Origin of the sequence: Nonomuraea sp. NPDC049625 (assembly GCF_040675285.1) — a bacterium.
Taxonomy (GTDB): Bacteria; Actinomycetota; Actinomycetes; order Streptosporangiales; family Streptosporangiaceae; genus Nonomuraea; species Nonomuraea angiospora_A.
The window spans coordinates 156,938-176,781 of the sequence record NZ_JBFAOQ010000004.1 but is presented as its reverse complement, the minus strand read 5'-3'; the positions used below and the strand labels follow the sequence as shown (position 1 = coordinate 176,781).

20 protein-coding genes are annotated in these 19,844 nt (G+C 73.0%); 11 read left to right on the top strand and 9 right to left on the bottom strand.

What is annotated here, in order from left to right; genetic code table 11:
* From AB0J87_RS19255 to AB0J87_RS19245, 3 genes are read right to left on the bottom strand one after another with little or no spacing between them, the layout of a single operon-like run.
* On the bottom strand, positions 1–1,698 hold the full coding sequence (locus AB0J87_RS19255) for a protein kinase (RefSeq protein ID WP_363966878.1): 1,698 nt from the start codon (positions 1,696–1,698) through the stop codon (positions 1–3).
* Positions 1,695–2,891, bottom strand: a complete 1,197-nt coding sequence (locus AB0J87_RS19250; RefSeq protein ID WP_363966876.1) for a hypothetical protein — start codon at positions 2,889–2,891, stop codon at positions 1,695–1,697. The genes AB0J87_RS19255 and AB0J87_RS19250 overlap by 4 nt, the downstream gene beginning before the upstream one ends.
* 10 nt (positions 2,892–2,901) lie before the next feature.
* The gene (locus tag AB0J87_RS19245; RefSeq protein ID WP_363966874.1) at positions 2,902–3,534 is read right to left on the bottom strand and encodes a hypothetical protein; all 633 of its coding nucleotides are present in this window, start codon (positions 3,532–3,534) and stop codon (positions 2,902–2,904) included.
* A 127-nt stretch (positions 3,535–3,661) separates the two neighbouring features.
* On the opposite strand from AB0J87_RS19245, the gene mycP reads away from it, so the two are divergent.
* From mycP to AB0J87_RS19205, 8 genes are all read left to right on the top strand, one after another.
* On the top strand, positions 3,662–4,822 hold the full coding sequence (gene mycP, locus AB0J87_RS19240; protein ID WP_363966872.1) for a type VII secretion-associated serine protease mycosin: 1,161 nt from the start codon (positions 3,662–3,664) through the stop codon (positions 4,820–4,822).
* A gap of 84 nt (positions 4,823–4,906) precedes the next feature.
* Positions 4,907–5,230: a WXG100 family type VII secretion target gene (locus tag AB0J87_RS19235; RefSeq protein ID WP_192791395.1), complete on the top strand. Its 324-nt coding sequence runs from the start codon at positions 4,907–4,909 to the stop codon at positions 5,228–5,230.
* Between the two features lie 16 nt (positions 5,231–5,246).
* Positions 5,247–5,546, top strand: coding sequence for a WXG100 family type VII secretion target (locus tag AB0J87_RS19230; protein ID WP_350733964.1), 300 nt, complete (start codon positions 5,247–5,249; stop codon positions 5,544–5,546).
* A 5-nt stretch (positions 5,547–5,551) separates the two neighbouring features.
* Positions 5,552–5,887, top strand: a complete 336-nt coding sequence (locus tag AB0J87_RS19225) for a hypothetical protein (RefSeq protein WP_350733962.1) — start codon at positions 5,552–5,554, stop codon at positions 5,885–5,887.
* A 14-nt stretch (positions 5,888–5,901) separates the two neighbouring features.
* Complete coding sequence (locus tag AB0J87_RS19220; protein WP_363966869.1) at positions 5,902–7,152, top strand: hypothetical protein; 1,251 nt, start codon at positions 5,902–5,904, stop codon at positions 7,150–7,152.
* A gap of 4 nt (positions 7,153–7,156) precedes the next feature.
* Entirely contained in the window at positions 7,157–7,483 is a 327-nt protein-coding gene (locus AB0J87_RS19215; protein ID WP_350733958.1) for a hypothetical protein, read from the top strand.
* A 2-nt stretch (positions 7,484–7,485) separates the two neighbouring features.
* On the top strand, positions 7,486–8,187 hold the full coding sequence (locus AB0J87_RS19210; protein ID WP_363966867.1) for a hypothetical protein: 702 nt from the start codon (positions 7,486–7,488) through the stop codon (positions 8,185–8,187).
* Positions 8,184–8,612 (top strand): hypothetical protein, encoded by a 429-nt coding sequence (locus tag AB0J87_RS19205; protein WP_350733955.1) that lies wholly within the window; start codon positions 8,184–8,186, stop codon positions 8,610–8,612. The genes AB0J87_RS19210 and AB0J87_RS19205 overlap by 4 nt, the downstream gene beginning before the upstream one ends.
* On the opposite strand, the gene eccCa is transcribed toward AB0J87_RS19205, so the two are convergent.
* Positions 8,609–12,604: a type VII secretion protein EccCa gene (gene eccCa / locus AB0J87_RS19200; RefSeq protein ID WP_363966865.1), complete on the bottom strand. Its 3,996-nt coding sequence runs from the start codon at positions 12,602–12,604 to the stop codon at positions 8,609–8,611. The two genes, AB0J87_RS19205 and eccCa, sit on opposite strands and share 4 nt — an antisense overlap.
* A gap of 102 nt (positions 12,605–12,706) precedes the next feature.
* Here eccCa and eccD point away from each other — a divergent pair, with 102 nt between their 5' ends.
* Complete coding sequence (gene eccD / locus AB0J87_RS19195; protein ID WP_350733951.1) at positions 12,707–14,089, top strand: type VII secretion integral membrane protein EccD; 1,383 nt, start codon at positions 12,707–12,709, stop codon at positions 14,087–14,089.
* Here the strand turns inward: eccD and AB0J87_RS19190 are convergent.
* Both AB0J87_RS19190 and AB0J87_RS19185 read right to left on the bottom strand, forming a co-directional pair.
* Positions 14,086–14,925 (bottom strand): hypothetical protein, encoded by an 840-nt coding sequence (locus AB0J87_RS19190; RefSeq protein WP_363966862.1) that lies wholly within the window; start codon positions 14,923–14,925, stop codon positions 14,086–14,088. The two genes, eccD and AB0J87_RS19190, sit on opposite strands and share 4 nt — an antisense overlap.
* Positions 14,922–15,239: a hypothetical protein gene (locus AB0J87_RS19185; RefSeq protein WP_350733947.1), complete on the bottom strand. Its 318-nt coding sequence runs from the start codon at positions 15,237–15,239 to the stop codon at positions 14,922–14,924. Before AB0J87_RS19185 ends, AB0J87_RS19190 begins: the two co-directional genes overlap by 4 nt.
* Positions 15,240–15,390: 151 nt before the next feature.
* Here AB0J87_RS19185 and eccB point away from each other — a divergent pair, with 151 nt between their 5' ends.
* On the top strand, positions 15,391–16,809 hold the full coding sequence (eccB, locus tag AB0J87_RS19180) for a type VII secretion protein EccB (protein ID WP_363966860.1): 1,419 nt from the start codon (positions 15,391–15,393) through the stop codon (positions 16,807–16,809).
* Here eccB and AB0J87_RS19175 read toward each other — a convergent pair.
* The 3 genes from AB0J87_RS19175 to AB0J87_RS19165 are packed head-to-tail and all read right to left on the bottom strand — an operon-like array spanning position 16,803 to position 19,170.
* Complete coding sequence (locus AB0J87_RS19175; RefSeq protein WP_363966858.1) at positions 16,803–17,882, bottom strand: transglycosylase SLT domain-containing protein; 1,080 nt, start codon at positions 17,880–17,882, stop codon at positions 16,803–16,805. The genes eccB and AB0J87_RS19175 overlap by 7 nt on opposite strands.
* The gene (locus AB0J87_RS19170; RefSeq protein ID WP_363966856.1) at positions 17,879–18,154 is read right to left on the bottom strand and encodes a hypothetical protein; all 276 of its coding nucleotides are present in this window, start codon (positions 18,152–18,154) and stop codon (positions 17,879–17,881) included. The genes AB0J87_RS19175 and AB0J87_RS19170 overlap by 4 nt, the downstream gene beginning before the upstream one ends.
* Before the next feature lie 14 nt (positions 18,155–18,168).
* Positions 18,169–19,170 (bottom strand): winged helix-turn-helix domain-containing protein, encoded by a 1,002-nt coding sequence (locus AB0J87_RS19165; RefSeq protein WP_363966854.1) that lies wholly within the window; start codon positions 19,168–19,170, stop codon positions 18,169–18,171.
* A gap of 451 nt (positions 19,171–19,621) precedes the next feature.
* On the opposite strand from AB0J87_RS19165, the gene AB0J87_RS19160 reads away from it, so the two are divergent.
* Positions 19,622–19,810, top strand: a complete 189-nt coding sequence (locus AB0J87_RS19160) for a hypothetical protein (protein ID WP_350733938.1) — start codon at positions 19,622–19,624, stop codon at positions 19,808–19,810.
* Positions 19,811–19,844: the final 34 nt, after the last annotated feature.

Below are 19,844 nucleotides of genomic sequence, written 5' to 3'. Positions count from 1 at the left end.
TCAGGAGGGTGGCGGGGTGGCCAGGGGGAGCACGATCGGGGGCTGGACCTGGTCGTCCTGGTTCGTCTCCGCGGCGCCGCGGATGCACAGGGCCGACGACCACGCCACGGACGAGGGCTGGCCGATGGCGACCACGGTGCCGACCTTGAAGCAGTAGCCCGTGACCGGGTCGAGGCCGCCCAGGGTGTAGGTGTTGCTGCCGCTCGCCGCCGGCACCAGCCGGTTGCCGGGGGCCTGCTGGATCACCACGGGATAGCCGCTCCTGCGCACCGCCTTCCAGGCGAGCGTCACGGTGGCGCCGTTGTCGGACACGACCTTGAGGCTTTTGGGACGGTACGCGGCCACCGCGGCGGGATCGACGGTCTGGCGGCGCGCGGGCGGCTCGGACGGCCTGCTCGTCTGCGGTTGCGGCTCGCTCGGTGGCGTCCGCCGGCCGGTCGGCTGGTCCTTTGGTTGCTGGTCGGCCTGGGGTGGGGTGCCGGGGGTCGTGGGGTCGAGGGCGGCGGCCGTCGCGCCGGCGGGTTGCGGCGCGCCGGGCCGGCCGTTCATGGCCAGTGCCACGCTGCCCGCGCCCACCAGCACGGCCAGCGCCGAGGCGGTGGTGACCAGCAGCGGGACCCGGCTGCGGCGGTCCGGCGCGGCGGCGGGGGCGTGGGGTGCGGAGACCTCGGGGGGAGGCTGGGAGAAGGGCTGGGGGCCGGCGGGCGGCCTGACCTGGGAACGGTCGGGATCCACCGTCCAGACCAGCTCACGGGGACCTGACCGCGCCGCCGCTCCCGAGTCCTCGAGCGATGGCGAGGGGGAGGGGAGACGCGCGGTGAGGGGCTGTCCCGCGGTCCCGAGGGGGAGGTGGGCGGTCGGTGGTTGGGCCGGGCCTGCGGCGGGCGCGTGAGTCGTCAGGAGCCGGGAGGCGACGGTGGCCAGGTCGGTGGCGGCCGGGCGGGCGTCCGGGGTCTTGGCCATCGCCTTCAGCAGGGTCTCGGCCAGGTCCGGCGGCACCCCCGGCGGGAGGGGCGGCGGCGCCTCCGTCAGCACCCCGAGCACGAACTTGGCCGTGCCCCCCGTCCCGTCCAGCGGGAACGCGGGCCGGCCCGCCAGCAGCTCGTACACCATCGACCCGAGCGCGTACACGTCGGAGGCGGGCACGGGCGGGTGGCCCTCCAGCTCCTCCGGCGCCGCGTGCGCCGACGGGAGCGTGCCGTCGGGCAGCTCCACGATCGACATCAGCGCGGACATGCCGAACCCCGTGAGCGCCACCCCGCGACCGGCCACGATGACGTTCTCGGGCGTGACCCGGCCGTGCACGCCTCCGGCCGCGTGCGTGGCGGCGAGCGCGTCCGCCACCGCCCGCAGCAGCCCCAGCGCCTCGTCGAGCGGCATCGGCAGGCTCCGCCCCGGCCGCTCGGCGAGCGTGAGACCGCCGTGGGGCGGCGTCACCAGGTACGGCCGCCCGTCACCGGTGGCCCCCACCTCCAGCACCGGGATCACGCCCTCGTGGGCCGCCAGCGCCTCCGGGAAGCCGAAGCCGCGGACGATCCGCTTCAGCGCCCGACGGTCGGCCCGGTGGCACGCGAGCGTCTTGACCAGCGCCTCGGCCCCCGTGGCCGCGGATTGCGCGAGGTGCGCGGTCCACGGGCCGTCCTGGCCGGCCCGCTCCAGCAGCCGGTAGCCGCGGACCCGCTCGGTCGTCACCGTCATGCGATCACGGACGGGCCGCCCATGTCATCGGTCTCGAACGCCTCGTCCTCCACCAGCGGGAACCTGGCCCGGTCGCGGTCCCGCTCGGTCCCGTTCTGGCCGCCGCCCATCATCGGCGGCATCATGCCCATCCCCATGCCGGTGGGGCCCAGCCGGCCCGCGCTGCCCGCGGGCGATCCCGAGCCGCTGAGCTGCGTGGCCGGGACGCTGCCGGGCAAAGTGCTGGGGCCGCCGCTGGTGGGTGCGCCGGGCGGCAGGTTCGTCTGCGGCGGGGCCGTCTGGGGCGGTACGGCCGCCAGGTCCGTCCTGGGCGTCTGGGGCAGTTGGGGGGTGTTGAGCTCGGGGTTCTTCAGGTCCGGGGTCTGGGGGGTCTGGAGCGAGGGGTCCTTCAGTGAAGGGTTCTGCAGTGACGGGTCCTTGAGCGACGGATCCTTCAGGGACGGGTCCTGGAGAGAAGGGTCCTTCAGCGACGGGTCCTGGAGTGACGGGTTCTGGAGGCCGGGGGTGTCGAGGCCGGACGGGGTGCCCGGCAGGCCGAGACCGGGGGTCCCGTACGGGGAGCCCAGGCTGGAGCCCTTGTACGGGTCGCCGGTCAGGCCGCTCGGCATCCCGGGACCGAGCGGGAGGGACGGGTCGGTCATCCCCGCCTGCGGAGCCGAGGACCGCTGCTCCACGTAGCCCGCGATGGCCCCGTACACGTCCCCCATGAACCTGTTGAGCTGGCGCAGGTGATGGCGGGCGAGCGCGTGGCCGTTGGTGTCGCTGCCGAAGGCGTCGCCGATGTCGTCGTCGAGGCCGACGCTGCCCGTCCGCGGCACGTTGTTGTGGAACCAGGGGAGCACCTGGGCGCCGTACCACTCCAGGGGCGTGCCGACCGAATCGGCGGCGATGCTGATGCGCGCGAGGTCGCGTTGCAGCTCGCCGACGGTCTCGAAGATCTTCTGCAGGGACTCGCCGCCCAGCGTCTCCGCGATGCGCCCGGCCTGGTTGTGCAGGAGCTCCACGGACTCGGCGCACATCTCGGCAATCTCCTTGTACCGCTTGCCCGCGTCGGCGACGCGGCCCGGGTTGGTGCCCTGGATCAGGGCGGCGACGCCGTCGCTGCTGTCGGAGTCGCCGTTGCCGGTCGGCGCGATGTCGTCGATCTGCGGCGCCCGGGTGTCCTTGAGCGCGTCCGTCCAGTAGTCGGTCATTCGTCCCCCGTCAGGTACGCGTGCGCAGGCCGCCCGCGATGGACTGGTCGGCGCCCTTGGCGGTCTTGACGGTGTCGTCGAGCGCCTGCACCACGGCCGCGTACACCGAGTAGACCCGGTTGATGGCGGCGTCCAACGTGCTCTGCGCCTTGTCCGTGGTCGCCTTCATGTCGGCGGCGGCCTGCCAGCTGCCGAGGTCGCGGTCCGACAGCCCGGCGAGGGTGAGCCGGACCTTGAGGCTCTGGCCGCCCACCTCGCCCTGCAGGCGCTTGAGGTCCTGGCGGAGCTGCTCCACGGGCGACGACGGGAGCGGCCTGCCGGTGGCCGGGTCCTCGTACTCGCCGACCTTGATGAACATCTCCTTCTTCGCCGTCCCCGGGTCGACCGGGTTGCGGGCGAGCAGGGCCTCGCGGTCGGCGTCCGTCGGCGTCCGGGGCGCCTCGGGGGGATAGTCGCCGTTGCGGTGGAAGTGGATGTGGTCGGCGTACGACTCCTCGATGTTGTCCGGATCGAAGTCGTACTCGGTGCCGCTGAAACCGCCTTCGTAGGTCTGGTTGATCTGCGGCCGCTGGTATACCGACAGGCCGAGGCCCGGCCTGGGGGTGCCGTGCGCGTCGCCTCCCTCGGCCTCAGGTGTCGACATGCTTCCTCTCCGCGGTCGAAGGACGTACCGGCACCTGCCTATCTCGCGCTCCACCCGGCGGCGCGTCATTTCAAGATATTTCTAAGAGACAAGCCCCAAATCGGAAATGTCGGCAGACTGCCTTACCGTGCCTTTCTCCTGGTACGGCGCCGCGGCCATCGGCCTGGTGCTGACGCTCACCCCCACCCCCGCACCCTCGCGCGCGGTCACGTGTGATCCCCAGCCCGGCGTGGCGGAGGTCACCGGCAAGCCGTGGCCGCAGGAGAGGCTGAGGTTCGAGCGGGTGTGGCGCTTCACCAAGGGCGAAGGGGTGACCGTCGCCGTCGTGGACAGCGGCGTGGACGCCACGCATCCCCAGCTCGCCGCCGCCGTCATCACCCAGGTCGATCTCACGGGCACGGACCTGCGCGACTGCGTCGGGCACGGCACGGCGGTGGCCGGGATCATCGCGGGCCGGGACCTCACCGCGCGCGGCGTGCCCGTCATGGGCGTCGCGCCGGCCGCCAGGATCCTGTCGATCAAGCAGACCGAGGGGAGCTCCGGCGACGTGTCCCGGCTGGCCCAGGGCATCAGGCGGGCCGCGGAGCTGGGCGCGGACGTGATCAACGTGTCCGTGCAGGCCCACGACCATCCCGCGCTGAAGGCCGCGGTGGCGTACGCGCAGGCCAAGGACGCGGTGATCGTGGCGGCCGCGGGCAACGTACGGCAGGACGACGGCGTGGTCACGCCCGCGTACCCGGCCGAGTATCCCGGAGTGATCGCGGTCGGCTCGGCCTCGCCGGACGGCGGCAAGTCGGAGTTCTCCAACAGCGTGACCCGCATCTCTGTGACCGCCCCCGGAGCCGGGATCACGAGCGCGTGGACCGGCGGCGGCTACCGTACGGAGCTGGACGGCACCAGCTTCGCCGCCCCCTTCGTGGCGGGCGTCGCCGCCCTGGTCAGGGCCCGGCACCCCGAACTCGACCACTGGCAGGTCAAGCGCCGGCTGGAGCGCACGGCGGACGGCGGCGGCGCGGCCGGCACCGGGGCCGGGCTGGTCAACCCGCTGCTCGCGGTCACCTCGGTGCAGCCCGACGCAGAGGAGCGCGCGCCCGCCGCGCCGCCGATCGTGCTGGCCAGGGCTCCGGTGCCGGACCCGCGTACGCGCGGCCTCGCGGTGGCGATCACGGCGGGGGCGGTGGGGGCCACCGCGCTGGTGGTGTTCCTGGCGTTGACGCTGCCCAGGGCCCGTCGCAGGGGCTGGCGGGCCGGAGGGCCCACGACATTTACAGGAAAGTTGAAATCGTAGCCCTGCCCGCTTTGACCCATTTACTTTGATCCACAGTACGGAAAACCCGGTCGAATTCGGGTTCACGAGATCCGAGAGGTGCACGTGGCAGAGCCGACACGTTATCAAGAGGGCAGCCAGCACAGCGCGGCAGAACGCGCGCTCATCGCACACCAGAACATCACGCAGATTCACAACAGGCTCACCCAGATTCCCGCGACGCTCGGCGCCGCCTGGCAAGGCGAGTCCGCGAACGTCTACCGCCAGGTCCTCGACGAATGGAACCCGCAGTTCAAGAAGGTCATCGACGCGCTGCACACGATCGCGGAGAACCTCAAGAGCTCGGGCATCACGTACACCGAGGCGAACACCCAGGCCAGCGAGGTCGCCACCAGGCTCAAGGCGGCGCTCGGCGGCGGCCAGCTCTGACGAACGGAGAATCACCATGACGGGTGGCGGAGACATCATCCTCGCCAATTTCGACGAGATGGACGAGATCGCGTCGGAACTGGGCCGGGCCTACGCCAATCTGGTCGGCGAACTGGCCGACCTCGAAGACGACCTCAAGGTCCTGGAGACCTGGGACGGCTCCGCCAAGGAGGTCTACCGGACGGCCAAGGAGCAGTGGAACAACGCGGTCGTGGCCATGGGTGACACCATGCAGCGCTTCGGCCCCGCCCTGCACGACGCCACGGAGATCATGCGCGACGCGGAGGCCATGAACATCCGCCGCTGGGGCACCTGAGGCCGGTGGATCAGCCTCTCATCGACCCGGCCACCGCGGGTGACACGGCGATGTGCAAGCCGGAGGCCCTCATCGACGTGGCGGGCAAGCTCGGCGACAGCCTGCTGCCCCGGTTGCGCGCGGCTGTGTACCAGGTGCCCGACCTGTCGCCGGCCGCCCCGGGGAGCTGGGACATCGCCCAGGGGTACGGCGAGACCGTGCGCAGGGCCCGGGTGGCGACGGGCGATTCGCTGCAGTTCGTCATGGAGCAGGTCCAGCGGATCGTCGACGACCTGGCCGCCACCGCGAACACCGTGCGGGACGCCGACCAGCGGGCCGCGGGCGCGGTGCCGCGTACGTGATGTGAGGGGACCCGTTGCCGCAACCACAACCGATCAAGCACGGCTGCCTGCAGGGCGGGAACGTCAACGCGTACGGCGGGCGCGAGGAGATCCGGCGGCTGGTGATGGGGACCGGGCCGGAGGAGTTCGCGCCGGTCGTGGACGCGTACAAGAAGACGTCCCAGCTGCTCACCGACACGATCGCGGCGCTGGGCGACAGCGCGGCGCGGCTGGTGGCCGACGGCAACTGGGGCGGGGAGTCCGCCAGGGCCATGCTCACGCGCATGAACCGGCTCCAGGCGTACCTGCAGTCGCTGCGCAACGGTGTGGACGGTGTCCCGCCCGGGCTGGAGACGGTGGGCGGCGAGCTGGCCTCGGCCAAGGAGCGCTTCGACAAGGCCACGGAACAGCAGGAGTACTGGGTGGAGGCGAGCGGCATGGGCGCCGGGTCGATGGAGCCGCTCAACGATCCGGACGCGGACGCGCGGGCCTTCATGCAGCAGCTCAACGGCGTCTACCAGCGGGCGTACACGGCCATGCCGGACGCCCTGGCGTGGGACCCGGAGCTGGCCTCGCCGGCCCCCTACCTGCCGCCGCCGGTCGGCCCCGCCTCGGTGCCGGCGCAGAGCGGCGACCTGCCGTTCGAGAGCACGGTGCCGGTGCGGTCCCGCACCGATCTGGCCGGCACGCCCGGCCAGCCACTGACTCCCGCGGGCCCGCTACCCGGTCAAGCTGCGGTACCGGGTGCGCCCGCGGGGGCGTCACCGCCCACCTCCCTGGCGAACTGGCCGGGCGTGCCGCCCGCCGTGGGAGGCGGGCAACCCGCCCCGCCCGGGACGGTGCCGCCCGCCGGGCCGCTGCCACCGCCCGGCACGGTTCCCACCCCGGCCGGACGCGATCCCCGCACGACAGGGACCACCCCGGCCGGGACCACGAGGCCACCGAGCAGCCAGGGAAACCCGGGCCGCCCGGGGACGAATCGCCCGGTGGACCCGTACCAGGTCCGCCCTGCCGATCCGGGCACGAGCGCCGCTCAGGAGCCGGGGCCGTCCGGGCCGTCCGTGCGGCCGGGCAGCGTGCCGGTCGTGGACGGCTCATGGCCCCCGGCCAGGTCGCCCGTGGCAGGGGCCGAGTCTGGCGCGGCGGCCTCCGGCGGCATGCCGTTCCTGCCCATGGGCGGCCCCGGGGACGGCGGGCAGCACGCCCGCAGGTCGACCGCGGCGAAGGACGCCGACGACGACTTCTTCCGCCCCGAGGTCGTGCACGGCCCGCCGGTGGTGGGGTGAGGCCATGTCCGGCGACTTCGTGGCGACGCAGGTCGACTCCATCCGCGAGATGGGCCGCAACATGGCCGCCGCCCCCATGCGGGACCTGGAACGGATGTCCTCGGCCATCGGGCACGTCGATCTCTCCTCCGGCGCCTACGGCGCGTTCGGCCTGCTCGGCGGCTCGCTGGGGCAGGCGTTCGACGACGTCAAGCGGGCCGCGCTGACGTATCTGACGGCCAAGCGGGCCGAGGTGGCCGGCATCCACGACAAGGCATACGGCACGGCCAACACCTACGTGGACGGCGACGGCACCGCCGGCCGGACGGCCGCCGACATCACCAGGACGTGAACATGATCGAACAACCGTGGTCCGTCATCGAGGGCTCGGCGATGGCCGTGACCGGCTCCCTGCTCCTCGGCTGGAACCGCGCCCGTTACGCCACCCTGGTCCTGCCCCTCATGTACGGCGACACCGCCCAGCAGCGGGCGGCGGCCGAGGTGTGGGAGGAGCTGGCCGGAGCCCTGCGGGCGCACCCGAACCTCGTGGACGGCTCCGTCAGGAACGTCGAGTGGACCGCCCCCAGCGCCGAGCTCTACAAGGGCACCGTGCAGCACTACTCCGACGACGCCGCCGACAAGTCCGCCTCGCCCAAGGCCTCGGCCGACACCCTGCGCCTCACGGCCGGCGTGTACGACGTCCTCGGCAAGGCCGTCTTCCTCACCGGCGCGAGCATCCTCACCGCCGGGGTGATGCACAAGGTCGCCCAGATGAACGCGTTCACGAGGGTCGCCTCGGAGGTGGCCGCCACCGGCTTCGGCCGCCGGGCGGACCACCAGGCCGGCGCGATCGCCGCCAGGGCGCGGGCGTTCGCGGAGGGCGGCAAGGGCGTGCTGGGCAAGGTGGCGCAGAAGCTGGTGCAGATGTCGCCCGCCAAGCAGGCGCTCGTGGGCGGCGCCGCGGCCGTCACGGCCGGGATGATCGGACAGTCGGCGGTCGCCGACCAGTTCAGCGGTACGAAACTCGAGGCTCCGACTCCGGGGGTGAAGGCATGACGGCGTTCGACGAGAGTGCCATGGACCGGCTGATCGCCGAGGCCCAGCGGCCCGCGGGCGGGCTGGACGACCTCTACGATCAGGTTCTCGCCGTCAAGGGGTCCGCGCAGGACCCGGACAAGCTCGTACGGGTCGAGTGCTCGGCGCAGGGCGTCACCGGGCTGGACATCGACCCGAGGGCCATGCGCTGGGGCTCGCAGCGCCTCGCCGAGACGATCCTGGTGCTGATCGCCGACGCCCTGTCCGACATGCAGGCCAAATCGACCGAGCTCCTCGGGGACGTCCTGGGGGAGGGCCCGCTGGACCTGGCCGCCGAGAACAACCCTGCCGACCTGCGCATGCGGGAGGCACGGGAGGCGTACGAGCAGGCCATGGACCAGGCGGTGGCCGAGCTGGGCCGCATCGAGCGCGACCTGGACCGTTAAAGGCCAGGGTCGAGGTAGGCGGTCTGCACGAGCTTCTCGCCCGACCGCCGGTCCACGTAGAGCCCGCGTCCCGGTGGGAGCTGGCGCGGGCGCACGTTCCCGAACAGCTGGCCCTCGTCCCGGGGGCCCGACAGCATCACGGCGGGCGAGTTCATCTCCTTCAGCCGCCGCACGATCGGGTCCAGCATGCTCCGCCCGGCCCCGCCCATGGCGCGCGCCAGGACCAGGTGCAGCCCGATGTCCCTGGCCTGCGGCAGCAGCTCGCCGAGCACGGACAGCGGGTTGGCCGAGGTCGCCACGAGGTCGTAGTCGTCCACGATGACGTACAGGTCCTGGCCGGTCCACCAGCTCCGCGTCCGCAGCTGCTCCGAGGTGAGGTCCGGCGGCGGCAGCCGCGTCTGCATCACCTCCTGGACGCCCTTGAGCAGCTCCGCCGCGGCGGCGCTGGAGGCCGCGTACCCGATCCGGTGCTCGGTGTCGGTCGCGTCCAGCAGCGAGCGCCGGTAGTCGATGACGATGAACCGCGCCTCCAGCGGCGTCTTCCCGGCCGCGATACCCCGGGCGAGCACCCGCAGCAGGTTGGTCTTGCCGCTCTCCGTGTCGCCGAACACCACGAAGTGCGGGTCGGCGTCGAAGTCCAGCAGGACGGGCGCCAGCGCGGCCTCGTCGATCCCGATCGGGACGCGCGTGCCGCCCTGCAGGGGAGCGGGCAGGGTGTGCGCGGGCAGCAGGGCGGGCAGCAGCCGTACGGGCGGCGCCGGATGCCCGCGCCAGGCCGCCGCCGCGGCCTCGACCAGGGCGGCGACCCCGTCGGCGAGGTCGTCCACGGTGGAGCGGCCGTCGATGCGCGGCAGCGCGGCCAGGAAGTGCAGGGCCTCGCGGGTGAGCCCGCGCCCGGGGGCCCGCTCGGGCACGTTCGAGGCCGCCTTGCGGTCGATCTCGGAGTCGAAGGAATCGCCGAGCCGCAGCTCCAGCCGGGTGCCGAGCAGGTCGCGCACCCCGGCCCTGAACTCCATCCACCGGTTCGCGGTGCCGATCACGTGGATGCCGAACCCCAGGCCCCGGGTCACCAGGTCGCCGAGGTCGGGTTCGAGCAGCTCGTACTCCTGGCGCAGGATCGCCCAGCCGTCCACCACGATGAACACGTCGCCCCAGCCGTCACCTTCGAAGGCGCCCGAGGCGACCATCCTCCGGTAGGTGGCCATGGAGTCGATCCCGCGCTCGACGAACAGCCGTTCACGCCGGTCGAGCAGCGTCTTGACCTCGGCGACCGTCCTGCGTACCGCGTCGGCGTCCAGCCGGTTGGCCACCCCGCCGACGTGCGGCAGCCCGGTCAGCGAGGACAGCGTGCCCCCGCCGAAGTCCAGGCAGTAGAACTGCACCTCCTTGGGCGTGTGCGTGAGCGCGAGCGAGGCGATCAGCGTGCGCAGCAGCGTGCTCTTGCCGGTCTGCGGCGCGCCGACGATCGCGACGTTGCCCGCCGCCCCCGACAGGTCCAGCCAGTACGGGTCCCGCCGCTGGTCGAACGGGCTGTCCACGATCCCCGCCACGGCGTGCAGCCGCCCCGGCCGGTCCTGGGCGGTGCCCGCGGCCGTCAGCCCGTGCTCCGGCGAGACCTCGACGGGCGGCAGCAGCTGGTCGAGCGAGGCGGCCTCCTTGAGCGGCGGCAGCCAGATCCGGTGCGCCGCGGGCCCCTGCCCGGCCAGCCGGCCCACCACGATCTCCAGCAGGCTGTCCTTCTTGCCCTGCTTTCCGGGCTCCGCCACCACCGGCGGGGCCTGCTCGACGGGCGGCATCGGCACCCGCTCCGGCCCGTACCAGACGATCTTCCCGCGGTGCCCGGCGCGCGCCGTCACCGCCGGCCCCTCCGCCGAGGCGAGCTGGTACGGCCCCGACACGTACGCCGCCTTGAACCGCGTCATGCCCGTGGTCTCGAACATCAGGTAGGCGTTGCCCGGCTCGGGCGGCAGCGAGTACGCGTCCGCCACCCCCAGCACGGCCCGGCTCTCGGCCGCCGAGAACGTCCGCAGGCCGATCCGGTACGACAGGTGCGTGTCGAGCCCGCGCAGCCGCCCCGACTCCAGCCGCTGCGAGGCCAGCAGCAGGTGCACGCCCAGCGACCGGCCGAGCCGCCCGATCATCACGAACAGCTCGATGAACTCCGGCTTGGCCGACAGCAGCTCGCTGAACTCGTCCAGCACGATGAACAGCGTCGGCAGCGGCCGCAGGTTCGCCCCCTGCTCGCGGGCCTGCTCGTAGTCCCGCAGCGAGGCGTGGTTGCCGGCCGCCCGCAGCAGCTCCTGGCGGCGTACCAGCTCGCCGTGGAGCGCGTCGTGCATGCGGTCCACCAGTGGCAGCTCGTCCTCCAGGTTCGTGATGACCGCCGAGACGTGCGGCAGCGTGTCCAGCCCGAGGAAGGTGGCGCCGCCCTTGAAGTCGACGAGCACGAAGTTCAGGGTCTCGGAGGAGTGCGTGATCGCCAGCGAGAGCACGAGCGTGCGCAGCAGCTCCGACTTCCCGGAGCCGGTCGCGCCGACCACGAGCCCGTGCGGTCCCATGCCGCCCTGGGCGGCCTCCTTGATGTCCAGCTCGACGGGCCGCCCGTCGGCGCCCAGGCCGATCGGGACGCGCAGCCGGTTCCTGACCGGGCGGGGCTGCCACGTCTGGGCGGGCGCGAGCCGCCGCGCGTCGCCGATCCGCAGCAGCTCGGTGAGCGTCGTGTTCGTGGCGAAGACGTCCCGTACCTCCTCCGCGCCCGCCCCCGAGCCGGTCCGCATCGGCGCGAGCTGCCTGACCAGGGCGGCGAACGCGGGCGGGTCGAGCCGGTCCGGCCGCCCCAGCCCCGACCTGACCTCCTTGCCGAGCTCGTCCTCGGCGACCCGGACCACCTCGTCCGCGCCGACCTCCAGCCGCAGCGTGAGCTGCGCGGGCACCTGCGCGGTGCTGCCGCCGACGTCGATCACGGTCACGCCCTCGATGACGTCCAGGCCGAGCTGGCTGCCCGCGGGCACGGTGCCGCCGTCCATGACGACCACGTGGTACGGCAGCGCGTCCGGCGAGAGCCCCTTGCTGAAGCGCGGCCGGTCCTTCAGCTCGAACCCCAGCAGGTCGTCCAGCTCGCCCAGATCCCCCGAGACCAGCCGCACCGGGCCGGCCCCGTCCTCCTCGGTGGGGTGCAGGGCGTGCGGCAGCCACTTGACCGGCTCCCACTCGCGGGCCCTCTCGGCGCCCGCGCAGACCGAGATCCGCAGGTCCTCCGGCGAGTGCAGCGCCGCCGCCTGGGCCAGCAGGGCCCGTACGAGCCCGCGCGCCGCCGCCGGGTCGCCCGTGATCACGATCCTGGCGAACGAGTGCAGCGCCAGCGCCACCGGCAGCCCGGGAACGGTGGCGTGCGTGCGCACGAACCGCCGCAGCGCTCCCGCCGTCACCGGGTCGAGGTCCTCGATCGGCTTGGTCTCCGGCGGGATCAGCGGCAGCGCCAGCCGCTGCGCCGAGGTGGCGATCCTGATCTGGGCGAAGTCGTCGTCGCGGGGCCGCCGCTCCCACAGCCGGGTGGTCATCACCAGCGACCACAGGGCGGCCGGGTCCGGATGGCTCCAGGTCATGACCTTGTGCTGCTGCGCGGCGGCGGCCCGGACCCGCTTCCTGACCTGCTCCAGGTAGCGGTAGTAGTCGCGGCGCTGGCCGTTGAGCTGGCTCTTGCGCTCGCCCGCGCCGCGCATCATCTGGCCCACGGTCATGCCGATCATCGAGACCGCGAACAGGCCGCTGGAGACCAGCATGATCGGGTTGTTCGTGGACCCGCCGGTGAACATCAGCGCCATCGCGCCCGCGCCCGCCAGCATCGGCAGGTACGTCAGGAGCTGGGTCAGCCCGCCGCCCGTCACCGTCTCGGGGATCTCGGGCGGGGACTCCAGCAGGACCTCGCCGCCGGGAGGTTCGGGTGGCCGGCGCCGCTCGGGCCTGCGGACCACGATCAGGCTGCCGCTCACGACGCCATACAAGTCGCTGACGTAGCGAAACAGGCGATATTTCAAATTTCCTGTACGTATTAAGCCCGTCGCGTTCGGTGTCCGATCCATACACTCGTCCGGGTGAGCGCCACCGGAACCGACCTGTGCCGGGTCACCGTCGTGACCCCGCGTGGATTCCTGGACCTGGGCCTGCCGCCGGACATCCCGCTCGGCAACCTGCTGCCTACCCTGCTGCGCGTCGCCGGCGAAGGGCTCGCGGAGGCGGGCCTGGCCCACGGCGGCTGGGTGCTCCAGCGCCTGGGCGGCCCGCCGTTCGACGTGAACGCGACCCTGTCGGAGCTGGCCGTGCACGATGGCGAGATGCTGCACCTGCGGCCGCGCGGCCACGAGCTGCCTGAGGTCGTCTTCGACGACGTCGCCGACGCGGTGGCGACCGGCGTGCTGGAGCGCACCGGCCGCTGGCAGCCCGCCACGACCAGGGCCTACGGGTTGCGCGCCGCCGCCACCCTGCTCGGCGCGGGCGCCGCCGCGCTGCCGGCGACCGGCCCGCCCTGGCTGCCCACGGCCCTCGTCGCGGGCGCCGTCGCGCTGGTCCTGCTGCTGGTGGCCGTGGCGCTGTCGCGGGCCCTCGGCGACGCGCGGGCGGGCGCGGTGATCGGGTACGCGGCCCTGCCGTACGGGTTCGTCGCGGGCCTGACCGGACCGGCCTCGGCGGCCGTCGTCCAGCCGGACACCCTGCTGTCGGCCTGCGGCGTGGTGCTGATGCTGGCCACGGCGACCGGGTTCGCGGTCGCCCAGGGGCTGCCCACGTTCCTCGGCGTGGCCGCCGCCGCGCTGTCCGGGCTGCTGGCGTCGGGGCTGGTCATGGCCTTCGACCTGCCCGCGGCCGGGGTGGTGGCGGTGCTCGCGGCCCTGGCGGTGGGGCTGACCACGGCGATCCCCTCGCTGTCGTTCCGGCTGGCGGGCATGCCGCTGCCCGCGCTGCCGACGACGGCGGAGGAGCTGCGCCGCGAGAGCGGCGACCTGGACGGGGAGCTGGTGATCGACAAGACCGTGGTGGCCGACCGCTTCTGCACGGGGCTGGTCGCCGGTGTGGCGGTGATCGTGCTCGCCGCCCAGGTGCTGCTGACGGTGGCGGGCACCTGGGCCGCGTTCGCGATGAGCGCCGTGCTGTCGTTGTCGCTGCTCATGCGGGCCCGCGTGTTCGAGGGCCGCGGCCAGCGGGCCTGGCTGCTGACCGCGGCCCTGCTGGGGGTGGCCCTGCCCGCCGCGGCCGCGGTGGTCACGGCGGCCGACGGGGTGGTGCTCTACGGGATCGTCCCCGGGCTGGTCGTGCTGGCCCTGGCCGTGGCGGGGACGGCGCTGTGGCTGACGTCCGCGCGGCCGTCCCCCTTCTGGGGCCGGGTGGGCGACATCTTCGACATCCTGCTGATGATCGCCCTGATCCCGCTGGCGCTGGCCGTGATGGACCTGTACGAGACCATCCGCGGGCTGGTGAGCTAGCTACGGCTCTTGACCACGTCCTCGAGGCTCATGTCGCCGCCCGGCGCCTTGACCGTCCACTGGAAGGACCCCGTGCCGGGCGGGAGCGGCTGCCCCTGCGGAGGAGCGGCGAACGTCCCCGCCTTCGCGGGGTCGACGGCCCCCGTGCCGAAGTCGATCGCCGCGGCGCCGGTCGGGCGCATGAAGGCCAGCTGCACGGCCGCCGTCCCGCCGACGCCCGCCGCGACGCCGCCCAGCACGTCCTTGAGCCCGAGCGAGCCGAGAAACCGCTTCAGCGCGCCGGTCGAGGCGGCCAGCGACGCGCTCGCCTGGACCCCCGTCCTGCGCATGGCGATCCTGGCGGCCAGCCTGGTCTGCGGCGCCAGCGCGAGGACCTGCAGCGCGGCCAGCCGCAGGTACGTCTCCTGCGCGATCTTGGCCGCCGCCCCCCAATAGACCATGAACCCGTCACCGATGCTGTCCACGTGCCCGGCCACCCACTGCACGTTGGTGCGGAAGGCGTCGAGCTCGGCCCGCAGCCGGTTGGCCGCGCTCGCGAACTCCTTCTGGTCCCCGGCGACCCAGTTCTGCCCCGAGTTGTTGATCACCATGGTCATCGAGTTGTTCGCGCCCTTGTCGAGCCGGCCGCCCGCGCCCGCCTGGAGGTTGGCGGCCGCCTCCCAGATACCGGGCACGTTCGCGACCGCGGGAACGGTGGCCAGCATGCCGACGACGACCGACGGCTCCATCCTGGCCGCCTTGCGCAGGATGCCCTGCACGGCCTCGGGGTCGGGCGGGTTCTTCGACAGGCGCAGGGGAGAGCCGTCCCGGGCGCGCCCGGCCACCCTGGGCCTCACGGCTTCTTCACCCGCTGGACGATCAGGTCCTCGGCGGTGCGCCAGTTGCGCTCGGCGAAGGCCAGGTCCTCGCCCTCCCACTTCCGCATCACCGCGAGCGCGGTCTCGGTGTCGCGGACGAACGAGTCGATCAGCGACCGGTACAGTGCCCCGACCGTCCACTCGCCCAGCGGCCCCCAGCCGGGGAAGCCGACCGCCCGGTTCTGCTCGAAGATCTGGCGCACCTCGTCGAAAACCGGCAGGAGGTCGTCCCTGATGCCCCGCCGGACCTCGCCGATCGCATCGGGGGTGATATAACGCGTATCCGGATTCACGATCATCAGCCTGTAACGTGCCGGGCGCGCGGGACAGGTACGTCATTCACTGGTCATTGATCATTCTCAATTACGAAACCAGACAGCTTCTCACTATTTATCCCGATAAATTGGGTTAAGTAGGGGAGTCATGTGATCCAAGGGGCGGGAGTTGCACAGCCAGCGCGACCTTTATCAGGCGTACCGCCTCACCGTTCAGCGCATCGGCCTGGCGCTCCTGCGGGCCCAGCCGAACCAGCCCGAATGGCCGCTCCGCCGCCAGAACATCGGCTTCCTCGCCGGCATCATGGTCGCGGTCCTGCTCTGCGTCGGCTTCGCGGTCTTCGGCCTGCTGCGCCCGGGCGGCACGAAGGCGCTGGAGGAGCCCGGCACGCTGATCATCGAGCGCGAGACCGGCGCCAGGTTCGTCTACAGCCAGGAGCAGCGACGGCTCATCCCCGTCGCCAACTACGCCTCCGCCCGCCTCGTGCTCGCCTCCCAGGACGTCAAGGAGCGCGTCGTCGCGCGGGAGGCGCTGGCCAAGTACGAGCGCGGCGCCCTCATCGGCATCCCCGAGGCCCCCGACTCGCTGCCCGGCCCCGCGAACCTGGCCCGCGGCCCCTGGGCGGCCTGCGTCCAGGAGCGCGCCGAACCGACCGGGCGCAAGCCGTACGTGACGCTGGTCGCCGGGCGCGACCTCGGCGGCACGCCGCTCGCGGAGGGGAACGCGCTGCTCGTCGACGTGGGCGGCCAGCGGTGGGCGATCTGGCGGGGTGCCCGCATGCGCGTCTCCACCGGCATCGCCCGCGGGCTCACCTCGGCCGTCCCCGCCGCCGTGCCCGTGGCCTGGCTGAACGCGCTGCCCGAAGGGCCCGACCTGGCCGCGCCGGACGTCCGCGGGCGCGGCCGGCCGGTGGCGGGGCCCGGGGGCAGGACGGCGGCCGTGGGGCAGGTCTTCCGCGCGGGCGGCGTGGCCGGCGGCGAGGACCGCTGGTACGTGCTGCTGGACGACGGACTGGCCCCCATCACGCAGACCCAGGCCACGCTGCTGCTGAGCGACCCCGACAGCAGGGCGGCCTACGGCGGCGGCGCGGTCAGGGAGATCGCCGTCGACGCGGCCTCCGCCAACGCCGCCCCCCACTCGCGGACCGCCGTCCCCGCCGACGGCCTGCCCGCGGTCATGCCGCGCATGACCGCCTACGACCCGGCCAGTGCCATCTGCGTCGTCTACGCCGACACGGGCACCGGATCCACCCGCGTCCGGCTCACCACCGGCGCCAAGCTGCCCGAGCCGCGCGGCGACGCCACCGACCTGGTACGCCTGCCGCCGGGCAGGGCGGTGCTGGCGGGCGTCCTGCCCGGCGACGGGCAGCTGAACGCGGTCCAGTCCTACTACCTGGTCACCGCCGAGGGCCGCCGCTACGCCGTGCCCGGCACCGACGTGCTGGCCAAGCTCGGCTACGCCCCCGGCCAGGCCACCCCGGTGCCCGCCAACGTGCTCCAGCTCATCCCCGAAGGGCCGGTGCTCGACCCGGCCAGGGCCGCCAAGCCCCTGCTCGAAGGGAGGGGGCAGCAGGCCGCGGGTCAGTAGCCGCGGTAGCCGCCGCCGGTCTTCATCCCGACCACGCCGGGCACGTTCGAGACCGAGCCGTAGCGCTCGATGGCGTACCGGACGCCCGCGATGATGTTGTCCACCGGGTTCCAGACGTTGTCGTGCCCCGGCAGCTTCCACCGCTGGAAAGTGGGGTCGATGGTCTGCATCAGCCCCTTGGACGGCGTGCCTCTGGCCGCGTTGGAGTCCCAGGTGTTGATGCTGTTCGGATTGCCGCCGGACTCGTGCCGGATGATCGTGTAGATGTCGTTGACGTTCATCTTCTCGACCGGGTAGCCGTTGGCCTTGAGGATCTCGATGGCCTGGCTGATCCAGCCGGCGATCTCCGCTGGAGGGGCGGGCCCGCCGCCGGGCGGGGGCGGGCCGCTGGGGCCGTACCCGCTGAACCCGGCGCCCGAGGAGCCCGTGGTCGCGGCCAGCGCGGTCGTGCCCGGGCCCTGCTGCGCGGGTGACCAGCCGAGCGGCTTGCCCGCGCGGGGGGCGAAGGGTTGCGCGTCCGGCTCGCCCAGCTCGGCGGCGACGTCCGGGATCGTGCCGAGCGCCTTCTGGATCTTTCCCGCCGTGTCGGACAGGACCGTGCCGGTGTCGGCGACGAGCTGCTGCAGCGTGCCGCGGGCCTGGTCGAGCGCGGGTTTCAGGCTCTGGGTGACCTGCTCCTCGGTGGGCCGCGGCTCGCGGCCCCGCACCTCCTGCGCGGCGGCGGCGTAGGCGTGGCAGGTCTCCAGCGCCCGCGACTCTGCCGAGCGCAGGGTGCTCGCGGCGGCGTCGAGGTGGCCCGCGCACTCCTGCAGCGCCTGCCGCAGCCCGTCGCCGCAGCGCACCACCTGGCCCATGTAGCCGGTGAACGCCTCCGCGCTGCCGCCCTGCCACGCGCCGCCCACGCCGGCGGTCGCGGTGCGGATCGCCTCGGTGTGCCGCTGGCCGGTGCCGGCGGAGGTGCGCAAGGCGTTCGCCGCCGCGGCGATCCCGCCCGGGTCGCCGATCACCTTGGCGGCCAGCTCGGCCAGCTCCGCGCCACCCGGCGCGGCTCTGACCTCGTCGAGCGGGCTCATGCTCGAACCGCGCCGCCATCGGCCTCGATGACCGTGCTCCGGACGGCGTCGAGCGTGCGCTCGACCGCCTCCAGCCGGCCGCCCAGGGTCCTCGCCGCCAGCTCGGAGACCCGTGCCAGGTCGGCCGCCGCCGTGGCCATGGCCGCGGATCCGGACACGTTCCCGAACGCCGCCGCGCCCGGCGCCTGGCCCTTGATCCCCGAGAACGCGCCGGACGCCGCACCGGCCGCCTCGGCGCACGTGGCCAGCGCGTCGCGCTGGAACTTGAGCATTCCGCTCCTTCCCGTCAACGCCGGAACAGCTCCAGCAGTTCGTCCGCCCGATGGGTGCGGGCGATCCACACCTCGCGCCCGCGGCGCTCGCGCGTGATCAGCCGCCCGGCCCGCAGCCGGTCGCAGTGGTACGTGAGGCCGCTGGGCGCGATCTTCATGTCCGTGGCCAGCATCGACATGGTCATGGGCTGGTCGAGCGCGCACAGCAGGTCCGCGCGGACCGGCCCCACGAGCGCCGACAGCTCGTCCACCGCCGGCGCGAGGGGCTTGCGCCACAACGAGTCCGCCCCTCGCACGGGGTAGGCGATCCACACGGCCTCCGGGCTGTCCATGCTGAGGATCAGGGCATCCTTGCCGGCCAGCATCGGCACCAGGACGATCTTGCGGTCGCCCAGCTCGAACGTGCCGGGTTCGAGGTCCGGGACGAGCAGGCCGTGCTCGCCGTACACGAGGCGGTCGCTGAGCGCGCCGAGCAGCAGCTCGGGACCGCCGCGCACGGTGGCGACGCCCACCCGTTCGATCTCCCTGTCCAGCAGCGGGCGGCCGCGCTTCCACAGGGGCTCGGTGGTGTTCCAGACGTCGGCTAACGCGCCGGCGTAGCCGAGCAGCCAGCGGGCCGGCCGCTCGGCCGCCGCCCGCCAGTGCGGGGGCAGCGGCCCCGGGCCGAACGCCTGCTCGAGGTCCCTGATCAGGTGGTCAGGGGGCGTGTCGTGCAGGGCGCTGATCTGGGCCTGCATGGAGACGTCCTGGCCGATGGGCGTGTGCGGCACCAGGATGTCCGGCGCGACGGAGTGGCCGGGTGCGGCCAGCGGGCGTACGGCCTCGTGGCCCAGCGGGCCGACGCGCGAGCTGATCGCCCGCCGCCAGAGCTCGGGCAGGCCGCGGCGGCGGCCGGCGAGGGCGTCGGCGATCATTGCGAGGACGGTCAGGTTGGGCGAGACGGAGATATAGAGCTGAGGAGTGGAGCTCACGCGCAGCTCGCTCCACACCTTGGTGCGTGTTACTTGGGCCCCCACAGGTAGGACTGTAGACAGGGAAGACATCTCCGGAGGAATGCTTCGAGAATGCTCGAAACGTCCGTAAGCGGGATGATCAACTTCTACGTGATGCGAACGCTCCGGCTTTCCGGGACGCGCGTCCGCCGCTCTGGGGTCACGTTCATGATGTGTCCTCTTTGTGGTGCTGTGCTGTGATTTATCGAGAACTTACGCCCCTCCACTAACTTCTCACTTAAAAGGCTCTAACAGACACTTGTCCATCGCTGGCCACTGGTGCGCCCTGAGGGTCGGCAATCTTGCGTCCCGGGTCAAGAGATCGCCTCCTGTGAGTGGGTTTTTCCAACCTCCCTCGTCCCCGGCCCAGTGGCCGGGTCACCCCTCGGAGTGCAAGGCTTCCCGCATCCGCCCCGGTCCTCCTGCGAACGGGTGGCCGGGGTGGAATCCCCGCAGGGCACTGGAAGGAGTGCGTATGAGTCAAGTCGCCGGCCGCGTCGAGGCCAAGCGGATCAACGACCACGTGGAGCTCATTCACGTCGACAACCCGGACGCGGTGCTGGAAGTACCGCGCCGCGACTGGGAGTCGTTCACCACGGCGGTCAAGGCGGGCTCGTTCGACCTCGAGACGCTCAACCGGTTGGCCCAGGAGAACGTGGCCTGACGCCACGCCGCACGAAGAGGCGCCCGCTCTCAGC

Coding starts and splice junctions, on each gene's coding strand:
- AB0J87_RS19255 (WP_363966878.1), bottom strand. CDS start 1,698: ATGACGGTGACGACCGAGCGGGTCCGCGGCTACCGGCTGCTGGAGCGG.
- AB0J87_RS19250 (WP_363966876.1), bottom strand. CDS start 2,891: ATGACCGACTACTGGACGGACGCGCTCAAGGACACCCGGGCGCCGCAG.
- AB0J87_RS19245 (WP_363966874.1), bottom strand. CDS start 3,534: ATGTCGACACCTGAGGCCGAGGGAGGCGACGCGCACGGCACCCCCAGG.
- AB0J87_RS19230 (WP_350733964.1), top strand. CDS start 5,247: ATGACGGGTGGCGGAGACATCATCCTCGCCAATTTCGACGAGATGGAC.
- AB0J87_RS19215 (WP_350733958.1), top strand. CDS start 7,157: ATGTCCGGCGACTTCGTGGCGACGCAGGTCGACTCCATCCGCGAGATG.
- AB0J87_RS19210 (WP_363966867.1), top strand. CDS start 7,486: ATGATCGAACAACCGTGGTCCGTCATCGAGGGCTCGGCGATGGCCGTG.
- AB0J87_RS19205 (WP_350733955.1), top strand. CDS start 8,184: ATGACGGCGTTCGACGAGAGTGCCATGGACCGGCTGATCGCCGAGGCC.
- AB0J87_RS19175 (WP_363966858.1), bottom strand. CDS start 17,882: ATGAGCCCGCTCGACGAGGTCAGAGCCGCGCCGGGTGGCGCGGAGCTG.
- AB0J87_RS19170 (WP_363966856.1), bottom strand. CDS start 18,154: ATGCTCAAGTTCCAGCGCGACGCGCTGGCCACGTGCGCCGAGGCGGCC.
- AB0J87_RS19160 (WP_350733938.1), top strand. CDS start 19,622: ATGAGTCAAGTCGCCGGCCGCGTCGAGGCCAAGCGGATCAACGACCAC.